16 protein-coding genes and 1 tRNA gene are annotated in these 17,601 nt (G+C 70.1%); 8 read left to right on the top strand and 9 right to left on the bottom strand.

Annotation, left to right across the window (positions count from 1 at the left end):
• Positions 1–392: 392 nt before the first annotated feature.
• From ABD691_RS33145 to ABD691_RS33165, 5 genes are all read right to left on the bottom strand, one after another.
• The gene (locus tag ABD691_RS33145; RefSeq protein WP_344686324.1) at positions 393–1,958 is read right to left on the bottom strand and encodes a GMC family oxidoreductase; all 1,566 of its coding nucleotides are present in this window, start codon (positions 1,956–1,958) and stop codon (positions 393–395) included.
• A 203-nt stretch (positions 1,959–2,161) separates the two neighbouring features.
• Positions 2,162–2,620, bottom strand: a complete 459-nt coding sequence (locus ABD691_RS33150; protein ID WP_425565222.1) for a DinB family protein — start codon at positions 2,618–2,620, stop codon at positions 2,162–2,164.
• A 201-nt stretch (positions 2,621–2,821) separates the two neighbouring features.
• Complete coding sequence (locus tag ABD691_RS33155; protein ID WP_344686326.1) at positions 2,822–3,676, bottom strand: oxidoreductase; 855 nt, start codon at positions 3,674–3,676, stop codon at positions 2,822–2,824.
• A 152-nt stretch (positions 3,677–3,828) separates the two neighbouring features.
• A complete protein-coding gene (locus ABD691_RS33160; protein WP_344686327.1) occupies positions 3,829–4,692 on the bottom strand; it encodes a helix-turn-helix transcriptional regulator in 864 nt (287 codons plus the stop codon).
• Between the two features lie 404 nt (positions 4,693–5,096).
• Positions 5,097–5,179 (bottom strand) — tRNA-Leu (locus ABD691_RS33165).
• 231 nt (positions 5,180–5,410) lie between these two features.
• On the opposite strand from ABD691_RS33165, the gene ABD691_RS33170 reads away from it, so the two are divergent.
• From ABD691_RS33170 to pknB, 7 genes are read left to right on the top strand one after another with little or no spacing between them, the layout of a single operon-like run.
• Positions 5,411–6,715 (top strand): FhaA domain-containing protein, encoded by a 1,305-nt coding sequence (locus ABD691_RS33170; RefSeq protein ID WP_344686395.1) that lies wholly within the window; start codon positions 5,411–5,413, stop codon positions 6,713–6,715.
• A gap of 54 nt (positions 6,716–6,769) precedes the next feature.
• Complete coding sequence (locus ABD691_RS33175) at positions 6,770–7,234, top strand: FHA domain-containing protein FhaB/FipA (protein WP_344686328.1); 465 nt, start codon at positions 6,770–6,772, stop codon at positions 7,232–7,234.
• Complete coding sequence (locus tag ABD691_RS33180; protein WP_344686329.1) at positions 7,231–8,652, top strand: PP2C family protein-serine/threonine phosphatase; 1,422 nt, start codon at positions 7,231–7,233, stop codon at positions 8,650–8,652. The genes ABD691_RS33175 and ABD691_RS33180 overlap by 4 nt, the downstream gene beginning before the upstream one ends.
• The gene (locus tag ABD691_RS33185) at positions 8,652–10,091 is read left to right on the top strand and encodes an FtsW/RodA/SpoVE family cell cycle protein (RefSeq protein ID WP_344686330.1); all 1,440 of its coding nucleotides are present in this window, start codon (positions 8,652–8,654) and stop codon (positions 10,089–10,091) included. Before ABD691_RS33180 ends, ABD691_RS33185 begins: the two co-directional genes overlap by 1 nt.
• Positions 10,088–11,539 (top strand): peptidoglycan D,D-transpeptidase FtsI family protein, encoded by a 1,452-nt coding sequence (locus ABD691_RS33190; RefSeq protein WP_344686331.1) that lies wholly within the window; start codon positions 10,088–10,090, stop codon positions 11,537–11,539. The genes ABD691_RS33185 and ABD691_RS33190 overlap by 4 nt, the downstream gene beginning before the upstream one ends.
• Positions 11,540–11,542: 3 nt before the next feature.
• Positions 11,543–12,826, top strand: a complete 1,284-nt coding sequence (locus ABD691_RS33195) for a serine/threonine-protein kinase (protein WP_344686332.1) — start codon at positions 11,543–11,545, stop codon at positions 12,824–12,826.
• 58 nt (positions 12,827–12,884) lie between these two features.
• Entirely contained in the window at positions 12,885–14,849 is a 1,965-nt protein-coding gene (gene pknB / locus ABD691_RS33200; RefSeq protein ID WP_344686333.1) for a Stk1 family PASTA domain-containing Ser/Thr kinase, read from the top strand.
• 54 nt (positions 14,850–14,903) lie between these two features.
• Here pknB and ABD691_RS33205 read toward each other — a convergent pair whose 3' ends face one another.
• From ABD691_RS33205 to ABD691_RS33220, 4 genes are all read right to left on the bottom strand, one after another.
• A complete protein-coding gene (locus ABD691_RS33205; protein WP_344686334.1) occupies positions 14,904–15,251 on the bottom strand; it encodes a peptidase inhibitor family I36 protein in 348 nt (115 codons plus the stop codon).
• A 124-nt stretch (positions 15,252–15,375) separates the two neighbouring features.
• On the bottom strand, positions 15,376–16,017 hold the full coding sequence (locus ABD691_RS33210; protein ID WP_344686335.1) for an aminodeoxychorismate/anthranilate synthase component II: 642 nt from the start codon (positions 16,015–16,017) through the stop codon (positions 15,376–15,378).
• A gap of 47 nt (positions 16,018–16,064) precedes the next feature.
• Positions 16,065–16,220, bottom strand: coding sequence for a hypothetical protein (locus ABD691_RS33215; protein WP_344686336.1), 156 nt, complete (start codon positions 16,218–16,220; stop codon positions 16,065–16,067).
• Positions 16,220–17,041, bottom strand: coding sequence for a class E sortase (locus tag ABD691_RS33220; protein WP_344686337.1), 822 nt, complete (start codon positions 17,039–17,041; stop codon positions 16,220–16,222). The genes ABD691_RS33215 and ABD691_RS33220 overlap by 1 nt, the downstream gene beginning before the upstream one ends.
• Before the next feature lie 272 nt (positions 17,042–17,313).
• Between ABD691_RS33220 and crgA the strand changes: the two genes are divergently transcribed.
• On the top strand, positions 17,314–17,580 hold the full coding sequence (crgA, locus tag ABD691_RS33225) for a cell division protein CrgA (RefSeq protein ID WP_344686338.1): 267 nt from the start codon (positions 17,314–17,316) through the stop codon (positions 17,578–17,580).
• Positions 17,581–17,601: the final 21 nt, after the last annotated feature.

Below are 17,601 nucleotides of genomic sequence, written 5' to 3' on the forward strand. Positions count from 1 at the left end.
AGCCCGTGCGGTCATCGGGTCACGAGTACCCGCGGATGATCCGTTCACCCCATGTTGCGCTCCGTCACGATCAGAGCTACCGGCCACCAGGCTTTCTCGGCGGCCGATACCACCGTAGGCCGGTGCGCTGCCCGGTACAAGCCGCATTGCCGGAGTTCTCGGACATCGGCCGAAACTACTGCGGGTGACCGGTTTCGGCCCCGGAAACGGGCCTTAAGGCCCTAGCAATGAATGTCCCGGACGTTCCAGGAAAAGAAAGAGAGGAAAAAGTGCCCGGACCACCACCGTAACGCCTTCGGACAATCCGCCGATGCGTCGTCGGAAACAAAATGTAGCCGCCCGGTTGGTCTGTCACAAGACCACACCGGGCGGCATGATTCGTCCACCGGAAATCAGTCGAGCCGGTCGGCCACCAGTTCGCCCGCCATGATGGTCGCGAGGTTGGTGTTGGCCCGCGGGCACGACGGGAACACCGAGGCGTCGACCACGTGCAGCCCCTCGGTGCCGAGCACGCGGCAGCCGGGGTCGACCACTGTGGACGGGGCGTCCGGGTTCCCCATGCGGCAGCTGCTGGTGAGGTGCTGGCCGTCGGTCACCGTCCGCAGCAGGTGGGCGTCGAGCGCCGCGTCGTCGTCGACCACGGTCAGCAGCGGCGCGTTCACCTCGTCGAACCGGCCGTCGGTGATGGCCGTCAGGTGGCTGCCGCGCGCGAGCTCCAGCAGCGACCGGACGCCCGAGCGCAGCCGGGCCAGGTCGCTCGGGTCGGCGAGCATGCGCTGGTCGAGCAGGGGCTGCGCCGCGGGATCGGCGGTGGCCAGAAGCACTTCGCCGCGCGAGCGCACCTGGTTCAGCCAGACCACGAGCGCGCCCGCACCGGCCCCGACGTCGGCGGTCGCGAGGGCGAGGACGTTCTGGTTGGCCGCCACCATCATCAGGTCGTGCGGCACCGGGTCCGGCCCGTCGCTGGTGTACCGGACGCAGACGTTGGTGTAGCGGTCGTCGGGCCCGGCCGACGACCGCTCGTCCAGCGGCAAGCCGAGGATGCTCAGCGGGTGGTCCTGGAGGCCCCGGCCGACCGGCAGGTCCTCGCGCACCTCGATCCCGAGCGCGCGAAGCCGTTCGGCCGGGCCGAAGCCGGAACGTTGCAGGATCGCGGGGGAATGCACCGCGCCCGCGCTGAGCACGACCCGGTCGGCGTGCGCCTCCTCCACCCGGCCCCCGGCGCGGAAGCGCACGCCCACGGCCCGCCGTCCCGACAGCAGAACGCGGTCGACGACCGCGCCGGCCCGGACGGCGAGACCCGGCAGGTCCCGCGCGGGCTCCAGATAACCGTCGTTGGTCGAGACCCGGCGCCCGTTCCGCGAGTTGATCGGGTACGGCGAAACCCCGCGGGCCCCGGGCGCGTTGACGTCCTCGGCCCATCCGTACCCGGCGTCGACGGCAGCGGCGTGCAGCGCCGCGTCCACCGCGCCCCAATCCGCCCGCGGCGTGCGGTGGATCGGGATCGGCCCGCCGCGGCCGTGCCACGGCGCGTCCCCGAAGTCCGCGTCGTCCTCCAGCTTCACGAAGTACGGCAGCACTTCGCGGGCGGACCAGCCCTCGCACCCGTCGGCGGCCCAGTCGTCGAAGTCCTCGACCGGCGGCCGGATCGCGATCTGGCCGTTGACGGTCGAACCACCGCCCGCACCTCGGCCCTGGAAATACGGTTGCGCGGCCTGCGCTTCCGTGCGGCGGGCCAGCAGACCGCGCTGCAACAGGTGCGCCCCGGCCGCCGGGTCGCCGAGCGCCCGGAGCGGATTCGGCGACCGCCAGATCTCCGGCAGCTGCGCGGACCGGTGGTCCGGACCCGCTTCCAGCAGCAGAACCTTCTTCCCCCGCGCGGCGGAGCGGCCCGCCAGCACGGCGCCGGCGGACCCGGCGCCGACCACGATCAGATCCCAGCCATCGTTGTTCGTCACGACTTCTCCCAGTTGTACGGCCCAATCCGGATGTGTTCGGTGCCGTCCGGTGCCGGGATGTCGCGGAACGCGGCCCCTGCGGGGCCTTCAGCGAGAGGACATGCGCGGCCACCGGACGAGCGGTGGCCGCGGTCTTGACGCCTCGGGGCTGGACATGCGGGCAAGGTAGCGGCTGCCCGCCGGCCGGGTCCAGCGATTTTGCTTCAGGCGCCGACGGTTCCGTCGATGCCCTCCCGCAGGAAGTCGGCATGACCGTTGTGCCGCGCGTACTCGTGGATCAGGTGCAGCATCACCATCCGCAGCGACACGTCGTGCCCCCACCTCGGCTGATACGCGGTGATGTCGAGGGATTCCGCGGCCCGCTCGATCCGCCGCGAGTGCTCGACCTCGGCCTGCCATGCCCCGAACGCCTCCGCCCGGGTGGACGACCCGCCGTCGTAGGCCGCCTGGAAGTCGCCCTCCGACGACCACACCAGCGGGATGTCCTCACCGTTGATCGTCCGCCGGAACCACGTCCGCTCGACCTCGGCCATGTGCCGCACCAGCCCGAGCAGCGACAGCGCCGAGGGCGGCATCGACCGCCGCCGCAACTGCTCGTCCGACAGCCCCTCGCACTTCAAGGCCAGCGTCGCGCGGTGGAAGTCCAGGTACGACCGCAACATCTCGCGCTCCCCGGCCGTCGGCGGCGGGCTGACCCGTTCGACGCTCACTTCGGCAGTCCTCCCTCTCGGATCCCGCGCGGCGGCGCGGCAGGGAGAAGGTACGCCCGAATCCCGTTGGCCTCGAACAGAACAGCACGAGCGGGACGATCAGTAAGAACCCTCACACCGCGCCGACAAAACGAAGCGACGGCAACCGCTGTGTCAGGAGGAGACGGTGACTCCGCCATCGGAGCGATCAGTGGACAGACTGAGGTCCTTCCAGGTGTCGATGTCGTTCTGGACACGCTGACGTCCAGCCGTGACCAGGCGCAGGGCGTCCGAGCCGAGCAGCAGGTGCACGGGTGGCGTGTCGGCGTCGAGCACGGTGAGGATGGCCTGCCCGGCGCGGTCGGGATCGCCGATCCCCTGACCGGCCAGGGCCTGGCGGCGGGCGCGGATCGGATCGAACAGCTCGTCGTAGTCGGGGATGCCGCGTGGCACGCGGGCCAGCGACCGGCCCGCCCAGTCGGTCGCGAACGCGCCGGGGGCCACCGCGGTCACCCGCACCCCGAACTGCGCGACCTCCTGTGCGAGTCCCTCGGTGATGCCCTCCATCGCGTGCTTGCTGCCCTCGTAGAACGACAGGCCGGGGAACGTGGTCATCCCGCCCATCGAGGTGATCACGAAGATGTGACCGCCCCGCCGTTCGCGCATACCGGGCAGCACCGCCTTCATGGTCGCCACCGTGCCGAACACGTTGACCTCGAACTGGCGGCGCAGATCGGCCATCGGGGACTCCTCGAAGGTGCCCTCGACGCCGTAACCGGCGTTGGCCACGAGCACCTCGATCGGCCCGAACGCGGCTTCGGCGGCGCGCACGGTCGGCTCGATCCGGTCCTCGTCGGCCAGGTCGAGGATGAAGGCCCGGGCGCGTTCGGCGTCCAGGGACTGGAAGGCGGCCGCGTGCTGTTCGGTGCGCACCGTGCCGGCCACCCGGTGCCCGGCGGCCAGCGCCTGCCGGGCGATCGCCAGTCCGAGCCCGGTGCTGACACCGGTGACCAGGAACGTCTTGCTCATCAGGGATTTCCTTTCAGTGACGGCCCTCAAGCCGTGATCGAGCGCCGCCGGGCGCGTGTGCGCACGGCGATATCGACTCCGCGTGCGCGGCGCACGCGTGTCTGGGTGATGGGGGTGGCCGGATGCCCGCTGGGGCCGGTCAGGAGTCGGTGTCAGCGCTCCCCGGGTGCCGCGGCCGTGGGCTCGCTTCCCCAGCTGGCGAGCAGCCGCAGGCGCTCCTCGCTGGGAGAGCCGGGCGGGGCGGCGTAGACCAGCATCGACAGGCTCGGGTCGGCGACCGGGGTGAAGATCTCGAATTGCAGCTCGAGGTCACCGACGATGTGGTGGTGGATCCGCTTCCTGCCGGCGCTGCGTTCGTGGACGCGGTGCTCGGACCACCACGCCGGGAACTCCGGTGACCGCACCATCAGCTCGCCGATCAGGTTGGTGATGCGCTGGTTGCGGGGCTGGTCCGCGGCGGCCAGCCGCAGCACGTGGACGTAGTCCCGGGCCACGCGCTCCCAGTCGCACCAGACCAGGCGCGCGCGGGGGTCCAGCAGCGTCCAGCGGACCATGTTGCGTTCCCGGCGGGGCAGTGCGGCGATATCGGGGAACAGCAGTGCCCACAGCGCGTTCCCGGCGACGATCTCGAGGTTGCCGTCGCGGACGTAGGCAGGGCACGAGTCCATCGACTCCAACACCTGTCGCATCGCCGGCCGCAGTCGCGCCGAGTGCTCGCCGCGGTCCCGCATCCCGGACGCGGTGCCGGCGAGGGTGAACAGGTGCCGTCGCTCGACGTCGTCCAGCCGCAGGGCGTCGGACAGGGCGAGCAGCACCTGCTCGGAGGGCTGTCCGGCGCGGCCTTGTTCAAGCCGGGTGTAGTACTCGGCGCTCACCCCGGCCAACCGGGCGACCTCGCCGCGCCGCAGGCCGGCGACCCGGCGACCGGCACCGAGCTCGACCGGGAGCCCGATCTCCTCCGGTGTGAGTCCGGCGCGGCGGGCGCGGAGGAAGTCGCCCAGTTCCTTGTTGGCCATGCCTCAAGTCTGAGCTCGCCGTGGTCACCCGCCAACGGGGAAGGTGGCCCTGCGAGGACCACCCAATGGCCGGCCGAAAACCTCCGGATCCGAACACCGGTGACCGTGCTGACATCGGCGGCAGGACTGGATGGTCTGTCCACATCGGACCGTGTGCTGCCGCATCTTCCGCCCCTGGGCACAGAGGAGGCAGCCCAGCTCGGAGTGCAGGCCGAGCACGCCGACGCCGCTCGGATCGAAGGACAGTGGCACTGCCCACACATGCCCCAGCCGCTGGTCAACGCCACCGGAGCACAGGCCGAACCGCGTGGACATACCGCGCCGCCCCGGTGATCTACGACACCCGCCCCGACAAAACGAAGCGGGGGCGCTCACCTCTCGGTGAACGCCCCCGCTTCGCGGAGTGGGCGAGGAGGGAGTTGAACCCTCACGTCCTTACGGACACACGGACCTGAACCGTGCGCGTCTGCCATTCCGCCACTCGCCCGTGGCTTGCCTGAAGCTTATCCTGCTCGCTTCCGGCCCCTCGCACCGGGGTCTGGAACCTGCAGTTGAACCTGCTGGGTTCCGGTCCCCCGCGCTGTTGGCCGTTGAAGACTAACACGGCCTGACTAGGGGCTTAGCCGGGGGGGTTGGGCCGGTTGGGAACTGGGCGGTGTCTCGGCCCGTTGACCCAGATACGATGGTCGGTGGAGTCGTTCGCGTGGAGGGGATTGTCGTGGGCCTCGTGCAGCGCTTCGAGCGCCGGCTCGAAGGCATCGTCGGTAATGGCTTCGCGCGCGTTTTCGGCGGGAAGGTCGTCCCCCAGGAGGTCGCACAGGCTCTGCAGCGGGAAGCCGAGCTGCAGATCCGCGAGCTCGCCGGTGGGCGGTTGCTTGCTTGCAATCACTACGTAGTGCAACTGAGCGCCCCCGATCACGAACGGCTCGCCGGTGATGAGGATCGGGTCACCGACCTCCTCGCCGACTGCGTTCAGGAGCATCTCACCGAGCAGGGGTGGGACACATATGGTGACGTCGTAGTCTCCCTGGAGCGCTCTGAAACGCTGCACACGGGACAGTTTCGAATCAGATCGTCCGTCGACCCCGACGTAAGCCGACGGGCGGCAACCCCTCGTACCGCAGGAGACCGACCCATGAGCCAGCCACCAGGCCACTACCCCCAGGGAGATCCGTACGGCCAGCAGCCGGGGCAGTACGGCTACGACCAGGGCTACGGCCAAGGCCAGTACGGGCAAGACCCCAACTACGGCTACGGCCAGCCGCAGCCCGGTTACGACCAGGGCGGTTACGGCCAGCAGCAGCCCGCAGGCGGTTACGACCAGGGCTACGGGCAGCAGCCCGGATACGACCAGGGCTACGGCCAGCAGCCTGGCTACGACCAGGGTTACGGGCAGCCGCAGCCGGGTTACGACCAGGGCTACGGCCAGCCCCAGCCGGGCGGCTACGACCAGGGTTACGGGCAGCCCCAGCCCGGTTACGGCCAGCCCGCCGGGTATGACCAGGGCTACGGGCAGCCCGCCGGCTACGACCAGGGCTATGGCCAGCCGCAGCCCGGTTACGACCAGGGCTACGGGCAGCCCGCGGGCTACGACCAGGGTTACGGCCAGCCGCAGCCCGGTGGCGCCTACCCGCCGAGCCAGCCCGGCGGCTTCCCCGAGCAGGGCTACCAGCAGCCCGGCGGTGCCTACCCGCCGAGCGCTCCCGGCGGCTACCCCGAGGCCGCTCCGCGCCAGCTCACCGCGACGCTGCAGCTCGACGACGGCTCGAACCGCTCCTACACGCTCCAGCACGGCTCGAACGTGATCGGCCGCGGTCAGGAGGGCCAGTTCCGGCTCCCCGACACCGGTGTGTCCCGCAAGCACATCGAGATCACCTGGGACGGCCAGAGCGCGATGCTCGCCGACCTCGGTTCGACCAACGGCACCACGGTCAACGGCACTCCGGTGCAGACTTGGCAGCTGGCCGACGGCGACGTGATCCGGGTCGGCCACTCCTCCCTGGTCTTCCGCAGCCAGGGCTGAGCCGACCGCCGGGTGCACGCACCCGAAGACAACGAGTAGGAGCGTTCACAACAAGTGCCAGAGCTGGTGATTCAGCTGACCAGAGCAGGGTTCCTCGCCCTGCTCTGGTTGTTCGTGCTGGCCGCGCTTCGCGTGGTTCGTTCCGATCTGCACTCGGCGTCCGGCATGCGCGTACCGATGCCGGGTGGGAGCAAGGCTCCGGGCAAGCAGGCCCGCGGGAAGAGCAGGGCACCCCGGCAGATGGTGGTGACCCACGGCGCTCTCGCGGGTACCCGGATCTCGCTCGAAGGCAGGCCGATCATGATCGGCCGGGCCGATGACTCCACGTTGGTGTTGGACGACGACTACGCGTCGACCCGGCACGCTAGATTGTCGCTCCGCGGCACCGACTGGTACGTGGAAGATCTAGGCTCCACTAACGGCACATACCTCGATCGGGCGAAGGTCACGGGGCCGACCAAGGTCCCGCTCGGCGTTCCGATCAGAATCGGCAAGACGGTGATCGAGCTGCGCTCATGACCCTCGTCCTTCACTACGCTGCCCGCAGCGACCGCGGCCTGGTGCGTTCCAACAACCAGGACTCGGTCTACGCCGGCCCACGACTACTCGCCCTCGCGGACGGCATGGGAGGCCATGCCGCCGGTGAGGTGGCCAGCAAGGTCGTCATCGCGGCGCTCGCGCCGCTGGACGACGACGAGCCCGGCGACGACCTGCTCGGACAGCTCCGCGACGCGGTGCTGTCCGGCAACGGTGCGATCTCCGAGCTCGTGGCCAGCGACCCCGACCTGGACGGGATGGGGACGACGCTCACCGCGGTGCTGTTCGCGGGGAGCAAGCTGGGCCTGGTCCACATCGGCGACTCCCGCGCCTACCTGGTGCGCGACGGCGAGCTATCCCAGATAACCCACGACGACACCTTCGTGCAGTCGCTGATCGACGAAGGCCGGATCACCGAGGAGGAGGCCGCCAACCACCCGCAGCGCTCGCTGCTGCTGCGGGCGTTGACCGGTCACGAGGTGGAGCCGAGCCTGGCGGTCCGGGAGGCCCGGGCGGGAGATCGCTACCTCCTGTGCTCGGACGGCCTGACCGGACCGGTCAGCGAGGAGACCATCGCGGAGGCGTTGCGCATACCCGACCCGCAGCAGTGCGCGGACCGGATGATCGAGCTCGCCCTCAAGGGCGGCGGTCCGGACAACGTCACTGTGATCATCGCGGACGTCGTCGACGTCGAGTTCGGCGACAACGCACCGATCGTCGGGGGCGCGGCGGGAAATGGCGATGAGCATCCGCAGCCGGATTCCTCGGCGGCTCGGGCGTCGGCGGCAACCCTGCCGCGGCCCCAGCCGCAGCGGTACGAACCCACGTCCCCGCCTGCCGAACCGCGGCGCCGCCGGCGCTGGCTGCGTTCGGTGCTGGTGATCGTCGGCGTGCTGGTCGTGCTCGCGGGGGCAGCGCTGGTCGGGCGCTGGTGGATGCTCAACCAGTACTACATCGGGGTCAACCACGCCGACGACGTGGTGATCTTCCAGGGGGTGCAGGGCAGCATCCTCGGCATGCCGCTGAGCAGGCAGGTCGAGGACTCGTGCCCTGCCGACTCATCCCCTACCTGCGATCCGATCAAGCTGCACGACCTGCAGCCCGCCCAGCGCGGTGACGTCAGCAACGGCATCACCGAGGTCGACGGGCTGGAAGCGGCACGTGCGGCGATGCTGCACCTGCGGATGACCGCGCTCCTGCCGGAGTGCGAGAAGCCGCAACCCGCACCGCCGCCCCAGCAGCAGCTGCCGCCGCCCAACCCCGACCCGAACCAGCCTTCCGGGCAGCTCCCGCCGCCCCAGGGCCAGGTCCCGCCGCCCGAACAAATCCCCAACCCGGAAGCCACCCCGTTGCACACGCAGGAGCAGAAACCGGGTGTCACCTGCCGGACGGTGAGTTGATGTCGCAGCCGGCCCCCGCAGCCGGAAAGCCCAGTCTCACCGGCCTCAACCGGATCCCCCGGCCGGCCACCAGACGGGGTACCGAGCTGTTCATGCTGATCTGCTCCGCCGTGATCGTGACCATCGCGATCATGCTGGTGCAGATCAGCCAGGAGCAGACCCTCAGCCGGGAACTGCTGTACTACGGTGCCGCGTTCCTGGCGCTGTTCGGCACCGCGCACGTGGCGGTCCGGCGGTGGGCGCCGTACGCGGATCCGCTGATCCTGCCGCTGGTGTCGCTGATCAACGGCCTCGGCCTGGTGGTCCTGCACCGGATCGACTTCGCCGAGGTCAGCGGTTCGCCGTTCACCGGCAAGCAGATCGCCTACGCCACCGTGGGCGTGGCCCTGTTCATCGTCGTGCTGGCGCTGATCAAGGACCACCGCACGCTGGCCCGCTACAGCTTCACCTGCGGTTTCGTGGGGCTGGCGCTGCTGGCGCTGCCCGGCCTGCTGCCCAGCAGCATCTCGGAGGCCAACGGCGCGAAGCTGTGGATCAGGCTGGGCCCGCTCGGCCAGATCCAGCCGGGCGAGTTCGCGAAGATCCTGCTGATGATCTTCTTCGCGTCGTTCCTGGTGTCCAAGCGCGAGCTGTTCACCACCGCGGGCAAGCGCTTCCTCGGCGTGGACTGGCCGCGGCCCAGGGACCTGATGCCGGTGATCTTCGCCTGGCTGCTGTCGATCGGCGTCCTGGTGCTGGAGAAGGACCTCGGCACCTCGCTGCTGTTCTTCGGCATGGTGCTGGTGATGCTCTACATCTCCACCGAGCGCGCGGTGTGGGTGGGCATCGGCCTGTCGATGTTCGCGATCGGCGCGGTCATCGCGTTCAACCTGTTCACCCACGTCCAGGAGCGGGTCAACACCTGGCTGGACCCGATGACCATCCCCAGCGACGACTACGACCCCGGCTTCCAGCTGCGCAACGCCCTGTTCGGGATGGCCAGCGGCGGCATCGGGGGCGCCGGTCTCGGTGGTGGCGAGCCGAAGCTGACCCCGGTCCGGGAGAGCGACTTCATCCTGACCCTGATCGGTGAGGAACTCGGCCTGGTCGGCCTGATGGCGCTGCTGATGGTCTACCTGCTGCTGGTGATGCGCGGCCTGCGCAGCGCGCTGGCGGTGCGGGACTCCTTCGGCAAGCTGTTCGGCGGCGGTCTCGCGTTCGCGATCTGCATGCAGCTGTTCGTCGTCGCCGGCGGCAGCACCGGGCTGATCCCGATGACGGGTCTGACCGCACCCTTCCTGGCCTACGGCGGCTCGTCGCTGCTGGCGAACTACATCCTGATCGCTCTGCTGCTGAGGATCTCCGACGCCGCCCGGCGCCCGCAGACCCCGGCGAAGCCGAAGCCGAAGCAGGCTCCGATCGCCGAAGCACATACCGAACTGGTGGAGCGTCCCCGATGAACAAGCCGCTGCGCCGGGTGGCGCTGGCCATGATGGTGATGGTCGTGTTGCTGATGGGCAACGCGACCTACGTCCAGGTGATCCGGGCCGACGAGCTCCGGGACAACCCGCTGAACTCGCGGACGATCTACGACGAGTACTCCCGCCAGCGCGGGCAGATCATCGCAGGCGGCGAGTCGGTCGCCAACTCGGTTGAGACCCAGGACAACCTGAAGTACCTGCGGACCTACCCGAGCGGGCCGATGTACGCGCCGGTCACCGGGTACTACTCGTTCGTCTACGGCTCCAACGGCGTCGAGCGGGCCCAGGGCTCGGTGCTCAACGGCACCGACGACAGCCTGGCCTTCGACCGGCTCTCGGACATGATCACCGGCAGGCAGCCGCGCGGCGGTGACGTCGAGCTGACCATCGACCCGGCCATGCAGAAGGTCGCCTACGAGGAGCTGACCAGCAAGGGCTACCAGGGTTCGGTGGTCGCGCTGGACCCGAAGACGGGCGCGATCCTGGCGATGGCCAACGCCCCGTCCTACGACCCGGGCAAGCTGGCGACCCACGACAACGAGCAGGCGCAGGCCGCTTGGAACGAGTTCTCGGCCGCCGAGGGCAACCCGATGACCAACCGCGCGGTCTCGGAGATCTACCCGCCCGGCTCGACGTTCAAGCTGATCACCACCGCGGCGGCGCTGCAGAACGGCTACAACGCCAACAGCACGGTCACCGACGCGCCGTCGATCACGCTGCCGGGGACGAGCACGCAGCTGCCGAACTACGGCGGCAGCACCTGCAAGGGCAACACCCTGACCAAGGCGCTTGCGCACTCGTGCAACACCGCGTTCGCCGAGATCGCGGGCAAGCTGGGCGCGGACAAGATGCGCGAGACCGCCGCCGCGTTCGGCTTCGGCAGCGACATCAACATGCCGATGCGGGTCGCCAAGTCGGACATGGGCCCGATGGCCGACGCCCCGTCGCTGTACCAGAGCGGCATCGGCCAGCGCGACGTCCGGGTGACCCCGATGGAGAACGCGATGATGGTCGCGGCGCTGGCCAACGACGGCAAGCTGATGAAGCCGGAGCTGGTCAAGCGGACCACGGCGCCGGACAAGTCGACCATCAGCGAGATGCAGCCGGAGGAGCTCAACCAGGCCGTCTCGCCGGAGGTCGCGCGCACGATCCGCGGCATGATGCTCCAGTCGGAGCAGAACACCAAGGGCTCCGGCAAGATCGCCGGGATCAACATCGCGTCCAAGACCGGCACCGCCCAGCACGGCGACGTCGGGGACAAGCCGCACGGCTGGTACGTGGCGTACGCCCCGGCCGAGAACCCGCAGATCGCGGTCGCGGTGATCGTGGAGAACGGCGGTGACGAGGGCGCCGAGGCCACCGGCGGTTCCATCGCGGCGCCGATCGGCCGCGAGGTCATCCGCGCCGGTCTGCAGGGGGGTGGCTGATCCGTGCTGACCACCGGCCAGTTGCTCGCCGACCGGTACCGGCTGGGCAAGCGCATCGCCGTCGGGGGCATGGGCGAGGTGTGGGAGGCCGTTGACGTCCGGCTCGACCGGACCGTCGCGATCAAGGTGCTCAAGCCCGAGCTCTGCGGCAACGCCGAGTTCCTGCACCGCTTCCGCACCGAGGCCCGCACGACGGCGTCGCTGAACCACCCCGGGATCGCCGCCGTGCACGACTACGGCGAGACCGCTGCGATCCCGGACGGCCCGGAGGACACCGCGTACCTGGTGATGGAGCTCGTCGAGGGCGAGCCGCTGGCCGCGATCCTGGCCCGCGAGGGCCGGATCAACACCGACCACACGCTGGACATGCTGGAGCAGGCGGGCAACGCGCTGCAGGCCGCCCACGAGCGGGGCCTGGTGCACCGCGACGTCAAGCCCGGCAACATCCTGATCACCCCGAACGGCAAGGTGAAGCTCACCGACTTCGGCATCGCCAAGGCGGCGGACGCGGCACCGGTGACCCGGTCGGGGATGGTGATGGGCACCGCCCACTACATCGCGCCCGAACAGGCGCTGGGCAGCGAGGCGACCCCGGCCAGCGACGTGTACTCGCTGGCGGTGGTCGGCTACGAGTGCCTGAAGGGCCACCGCCCGTTCCTGTCGGACAACGCGGTGACCGTCGCGATGATGCACATCCGCGACGTCGCGCCGCCGCTGCCGCCGGACGTGCCGCCGCCCGTGCGGGCGCTGATCGAGGCGACCCTGGTCAAGGACCCGCGCAGGCGCTACGCGGCGGGCGGCGAGTTCGCCGGTGCGGTGGCCAGCGTCCGGGCCGGGATGCCGTTACCGACACCCGCCGCGCTGGCGATCCCACCGCAGCGGCAGCAGGTGGCCGTGCCCGGTCCGGCCCACCCGGTGCCGCAGGCGATGCCGCCGATGGCCAACACCTACCCGCCGGGCGTGATCCCGCCGCAGGCACCGGCCCCGCAGCCGGCGCGCTCGAACCGGATCTGGTTCTGGGTGATCGGCGCGGTGATCGTGGTGCTGGCCGTGGTCGTGATCGGGGTGGCCGTGGCGGTCACCAGGATGAACTCCCAGGGACCGGCCGATAACGATCCGGCCCGGCCGGACCAGGTCGCACCGGTCGCGACCGGCACCGACCTGGATTCCACCGACCGTTTCGGCCAGACTTCGCTACATCTCGCGGGCGGGACGGCCGGTGCCGCCACGCGCCCGGACATCGAGGTCGGGGGGACCGCGCACGACGTCCTGCGGGGGGCATCGTGACAGTGCAGGTCAGCATGATGATGGGACGATCGTTGACAAGGATCGGGACGACGCATCGATGAGCTCACCGCGACTTCTCTCCAACCGCTACGAGATCGGTGACACGCTCGGGTACGGCGGTATGTCGGAGGTGCACCGCGGCCGGGACATCCGGCTGGGGCGGGACGTGGCGGTCAAGGTCCTGCGCGCCGACCTGGCCCGGGATCCGACGTTCCAGCTGCGGTTCCGCCGCGAGGCGCAGAACGCCGCCGCGCTGAACCACCCGGCGATCGTCGCGGTCTACGACACCGGCGAGACCGACTCCGAGAGCGGCCCGCTGCCGTACATCGTGATGGAGTACGTCGACGGCCGGACCCTGCGCGACATCGTCAAGTCCGAGGGACCGCTGCCGCCGCGCCGCGCGATGGAGGTCATGGCCGACGCGTCGGCGGCGCTGGACTTCAGCCACCGGCACCACATCATCCACCGGGACGTGAAACCGGCCAACATCATGATCACCCGCTCCGGCGCGGTGAAGGTGATGGACTTCGGCATCGCGCGGGTGCTGACCGACGGCCAGGCCGCGGTCACCCAGACCGCCGCGGTGATAGGGACCGCGCAGTACCTCTCGCCGGAACAGGCGCGAGGTGAATCGGTTGACGCGCGCAGCGACGTGTACGCGGCGGGCTGCGTGCTGTTCGAGCTGCTGACCGGGGAGCCGCCGTTCACCGGGGACTCGCCGGTCGCGGTGGCCTACCAGCACGTGCGGGAGGACCCGCGCAAGCCGTCCGACGTCAACCAGCAGGTCCCGGCTTCGCTGGACGCGGTGGTGCTCAAGGCGCTGAGCAAGAACCCGGCCAACCGGTACCAGTCGGCCGCGGAGATGCGTGCCGACCTGGTGCGCGTGCTGTCCGGGCAGCGCCCGAAGGCGCCGATGATCATGTCCGAGGAGGAGCGGACCTCGATGATCGCCCCGGCCGGGGCGACCGAGGTGCTCTCGCCCGGCAGGCACCGCTCGGCGGAGCGGGTCGCCGACGACGAGGTCGACGTCGCCCAGGAGCGCAAGCGCCGCAAGAACCTGACGATCGCGCTGGTCACGGTGCTGTGCGTGGCGGTGTTCGCGCTGGTCGCCTGGCTGGCCAACGCGCTGCTGAGCGGTCCGTCCGCGCAGGAGAGGGTCCCGACCCCGCAGCTGATGGGCATGACCAAGGCGCAGGTCACCAACCAGTACGGCCGGGACTGGAAGCTGGTCCAGCAGCCCTGCCCGTCGCTGCCCGAGCAGGTGGACACGGTGACCTCCCAGGACCCGCCCGCGGGCACCCCGATCGTCAAGGGCGAGCAGCAGATCACCGCGTGCATCGGCAGCGGCCCGACGCAGGTCAAGGTCCCCGACCTGAAGGGGCTGACCGTGGGCCAGGCCGGCGTCGAGCTGACCAAGGTGAAGCTGGTGCTGGGCTCCACCACCGAGAAGCCGGTCGACGACGCCGACCAGGACGGCAAGATCCTCAGCTGGGACCACCAGGGGGGCAGCGTCGCCGAGAACGCCACGATCAACGTCGTGGTGGGCAAGAAGATCGAGGAGCGGGCGGTCATCGACGTCCGCAACCTCCCCTTCGAGCAGGCCCGCAGCATCCTGATCCAGGCCGGGTTCGACGTGCAGCGCTCGGACCGCGACTCCAGCGAGACGCCGGGAACCGTGGTCGACCAGTCCCCGGCGGGCAACAGCAAGGCCAAGCCGGGCACGAAGATCACCCTGTACGTCTCCAACGGCCAGCAGATCTCGATGCCGCCGCTGACCGGGCTGTCGGCGAGCGAGGCCAGGCAGCGGTTGCAGTCGATGGGCTGGACCGGTCAGCTGGTCGAGACGTCGGAGCCTACCAGCGACAAGGACATGGACGGCAAGATCGTCCGCAGCACCCCGGACGGCGGCCAGAAGCTCGGCAAGGGCGACACGGTCACGGTCTACGTCGGCGAGTACGAGTCGTCACCGACCACGCCACCGGACGACGGCGACGGCGGGTTCTTCCCGCCGGGCTTCCCGTAGGACCACAACGGGGCATCCGCGATCGCGGATGCCCCGTTCTCGTTGCGGTGGCGGTCAGATGCGCCGCTTGCTGAAAGCGACGAACCCCAGGTTGCCGGTCTCACCACCGTTGGCCACGATGGCGGTCTCACCGGTGCAGTCGTAATTCGACCAGAACTGCACCGCGAACGGCGCCTCGTTCCGCGCGGAGACGACTCCCTGGTTGTTCGGTGGCCCGGCGACATAGCAGATGTTGTCCCGGAGATCGAACTCGTACGGCTCGCCGCCGAAGTCCGCAGCCGGCCACACGCAGATCGGGTAGAAGGTGCATTCGGCCGGGGCCGCGGTCGCCGGCGCCGCCACCCCCAGGGTCAACGCCCCCGCGCTCGCCAGCGCCAGCGCCACGCGTCGTGTCTTGCCCACGTCTTTCCTCCTCGTTCGGTGCACAGGCGATTCCCCAGTTGTCAAGATCGCCTGATCGCACCGTCGCAACGAGACCCCGGAGCACGCGGGAAGACGGGGATTTATCACTCGTTCGGAGCAGCGGTCAGCGTCGAGCCGCCGCGGCGACCGCGCGCATCCCGCGCTCCAGTTCGTCGACCACGTGCGGCTGGGCGGGGTGACCGGCCCCGGCCATCCAGTTCGCCAGCATCCGGTGCCCGCCGTCGGTCAGCACCGACTCGGGGTGGAACTGCACGCCCTCGACGGGCAGTTCGCGGTGCCTCATCCCCATCACGATGCCCGACTCGGTCCGGGCGGTGACCTCGAAGTCGTCCGGGATGGTGTCGGCCCGCACGATCAGCGAGTGGTAGCGGGTCGCGATGAACGGTTCCGGCAGCCCGGCGAAGACGCCGGCGCCGTCGTGCCGGATCTCGCTGACCTTGCCGTGCAGCAGCTCGGGCGCCCGCTCCACGACACCGCCCCAGGCCGCGCCGATCGCCTGGTGCCCGAGGCACACCCCGAGGACCGGCCTGCGCTCCGCGGCGCAGCGCTTGACGAGTTCCATCGTCCGCCCGGCGCGGTCCGGCGTTCCCGGGCCCGGGCTGAGCAGCACCCCGTCGGACCACTCCACGTCCTCGTCGGTCACCACGTCGTTGCGGCGCACGACGCAGTCCGCACCGAGCTGGGCGAGGTACTGGACGAGGTTGTAGACGAAGCTGTCGTAATTGTCGACGACGAGTACGCGCACCCCGACAGAGTACGTGCCCGCAGGTCAGCTGTCCCGCATCGGCGGTGTCAGGTGGTCGTGACGTCGTTGAGCGGCAGCATCGGCTCGATCCACGGGAAGATCACGAACAGCAGCAGCGCCACCACCGCGGCCACCAGCACGACGGCCTGGGCCAGCTTGGCCGCGGCAGGCCCGGGCAGGTGCCGCCAGATCCAGCCGTACATCAGCGTTCCTCCCGCTCGGGCGGTTGCAGTTCGGGGTGCGTCGGGTCCTTCGGGTACTGCTTGACCAGCACCCCGTGCACGATCAGCCGCTGCGCGGCGGAGAACTCGGGGTGGCAGGTGGTGAACGTGATCAACCGGGTCTGCTGCTCGCGCGGCAGGGTTCCGGCGGGCATCCCGGGGACCGGGAAGATCACCTCGCCCTGCTCGGGCCGCACGATCCGCGTCCCCACGGCCTGGTCGTAGGGCGGACCGATCGGCGCCACGCCGCGGCATCTCGGGTCCGACGGGTTCCACCCGGCGACCTCGTCGGCGTGCGGCAGCACGCGGTAGACGTACCAGTGGGTCGCGGTCTCGACGATCAGCGCGTCGCAGGACCGGAGCCGGTCGAGGTCGTTGAACGGCGCGCCCTTGCCGATCCGGTGCCCGGCGACCGCGAAGTTGCCCTGCTCGCCGGGCAGCGCAGTGCCCGAGTAGTGGCCGGGGCCGGCGGCGAGCGTGGCCTGGTCGGTTCCCTCCAGGACGGTGAACCGGTAGTCCGGCCCGAAGGCCGGGACGTAGAGGCGGGCGATTCCGTCGCCCTCGGCCGGTACCGCAGGTGGGGCCGCAGCCGGGACGGCCCGCCACTGCTCGTCGAGCCGGCGGCTCGCGTCCTCCTGCTTGCGCGCGGTCGTCCAGTCGGTGACGTAGACCTCGTAGAAGACGAAGAGCAGGAGGACCAGCCCGACCGTGATCAGCAGCTCGCCGACCGCGCGGACGACTCCGCGCAGCCGCTGCGGGCGGCGGTCCGGGGGTGGAGCCACGACTTCACCGGTGGACGCCACGGTGTCCCCTCCTGCTCTGGGCCGACCGCCTCACCTGCGCACGGGGTGTTCGATCGGCTACGTGATTGCGTTAACGTGTTGGGTGGAAAACGAGCCGTACCGCGTCCGGTTCCGCCGCAGGCCGACAACCCCTGAGGTCAGAAACCCTGAGGCTGGAAGTCACTGCGGCCGGAAACGACCGCGGGCTGGAATTGCGGTGGTCCGGAGTCAGCGGTGCGGCTGCCGCCCGAGCACGCAGCCGACGCTGCGCTGCCTCTCCTGGCGAGGACACCATGCCGAAGTCGAAGGTCCGCAAGAAGGACTCCGCCACCCCGGTGGCTGACCGCCGGACGCCGGTGAAGGCGAAGGCGGTCGGACCGTCGCACCCGATCTACGTCGTTGTCATGCTGGGCATGATGGTCATCGGCCTGCTGTGGCTGGTGGTCAACTACCTGGCGGGCGAGTCGATCCCCTTCATGGCCGATCTGGGCGCCTGGAACTTCGCGGTCGGATTCGCGTTCATGATCGTCGGGCTGCTGATGACCATGCGCTGGCGCTGATGCGAGAACAGCACGTGAGCG

This window comes from Saccharopolyspora taberi, assembly GCF_039534165.1.
In the GTDB taxonomy this organism is placed as follows: domain Bacteria; phylum Actinomycetota; class Actinomycetes; order Mycobacteriales; family Pseudonocardiaceae; genus Saccharopolyspora_D; species Saccharopolyspora_D taberi.

What these genes read in the sequence shown, in the direction of transcription:
- ABD691_RS33150 (WP_425565222.1), bottom strand. Translation starts at nt 2,620, where the DNA reads ATGTTGCGGTCGTACCTGGACTTCCACCGCGCGACGCTGGCCTTGAAG.
- ABD691_RS33155 (WP_344686326.1), bottom strand. Translation starts at nt 3,676, where the DNA reads ATGAGCAAGACGTTCCTGGTCACCGGTGTCAGCACCGGGCTCGGACTG.
- ABD691_RS33160 (WP_344686327.1), bottom strand. Translation starts at nt 4,692, where the DNA reads ATGGCCAACAAGGAACTGGGCGACTTCCTCCGCGCCCGCCGCGCCGGA.
- ABD691_RS33180 (WP_344686329.1), top strand. Translation starts at nt 7,231, where the DNA reads ATGACCCTCGTCCTTCACTACGCTGCCCGCAGCGACCGCGGCCTGGTG.
- ABD691_RS33185 (WP_344686330.1), top strand. Translation starts at nt 8,652, where the DNA reads ATGTCGCAGCCGGCCCCCGCAGCCGGAAAGCCCAGTCTCACCGGCCTC.
- ABD691_RS33190 (WP_344686331.1), top strand. Translation starts at nt 10,088, where the DNA reads ATGAACAAGCCGCTGCGCCGGGTGGCGCTGGCCATGATGGTGATGGTC.
- pknB (WP_344686333.1), top strand. Translation starts at nt 12,885, where the DNA reads ATGAGCTCACCGCGACTTCTCTCCAACCGCTACGAGATCGGTGACACG.
- ABD691_RS33215 (WP_344686336.1), bottom strand. Translation starts at nt 16,220, where the DNA reads ATGTACGGCTGGATCTGGCGGCACCTGCCCGGGCCTGCCGCGGCCAAG.
- crgA (WP_344686338.1), top strand. Translation starts at nt 17,314, where the DNA reads ATGCCGAAGTCGAAGGTCCGCAAGAAGGACTCCGCCACCCCGGTGGCT.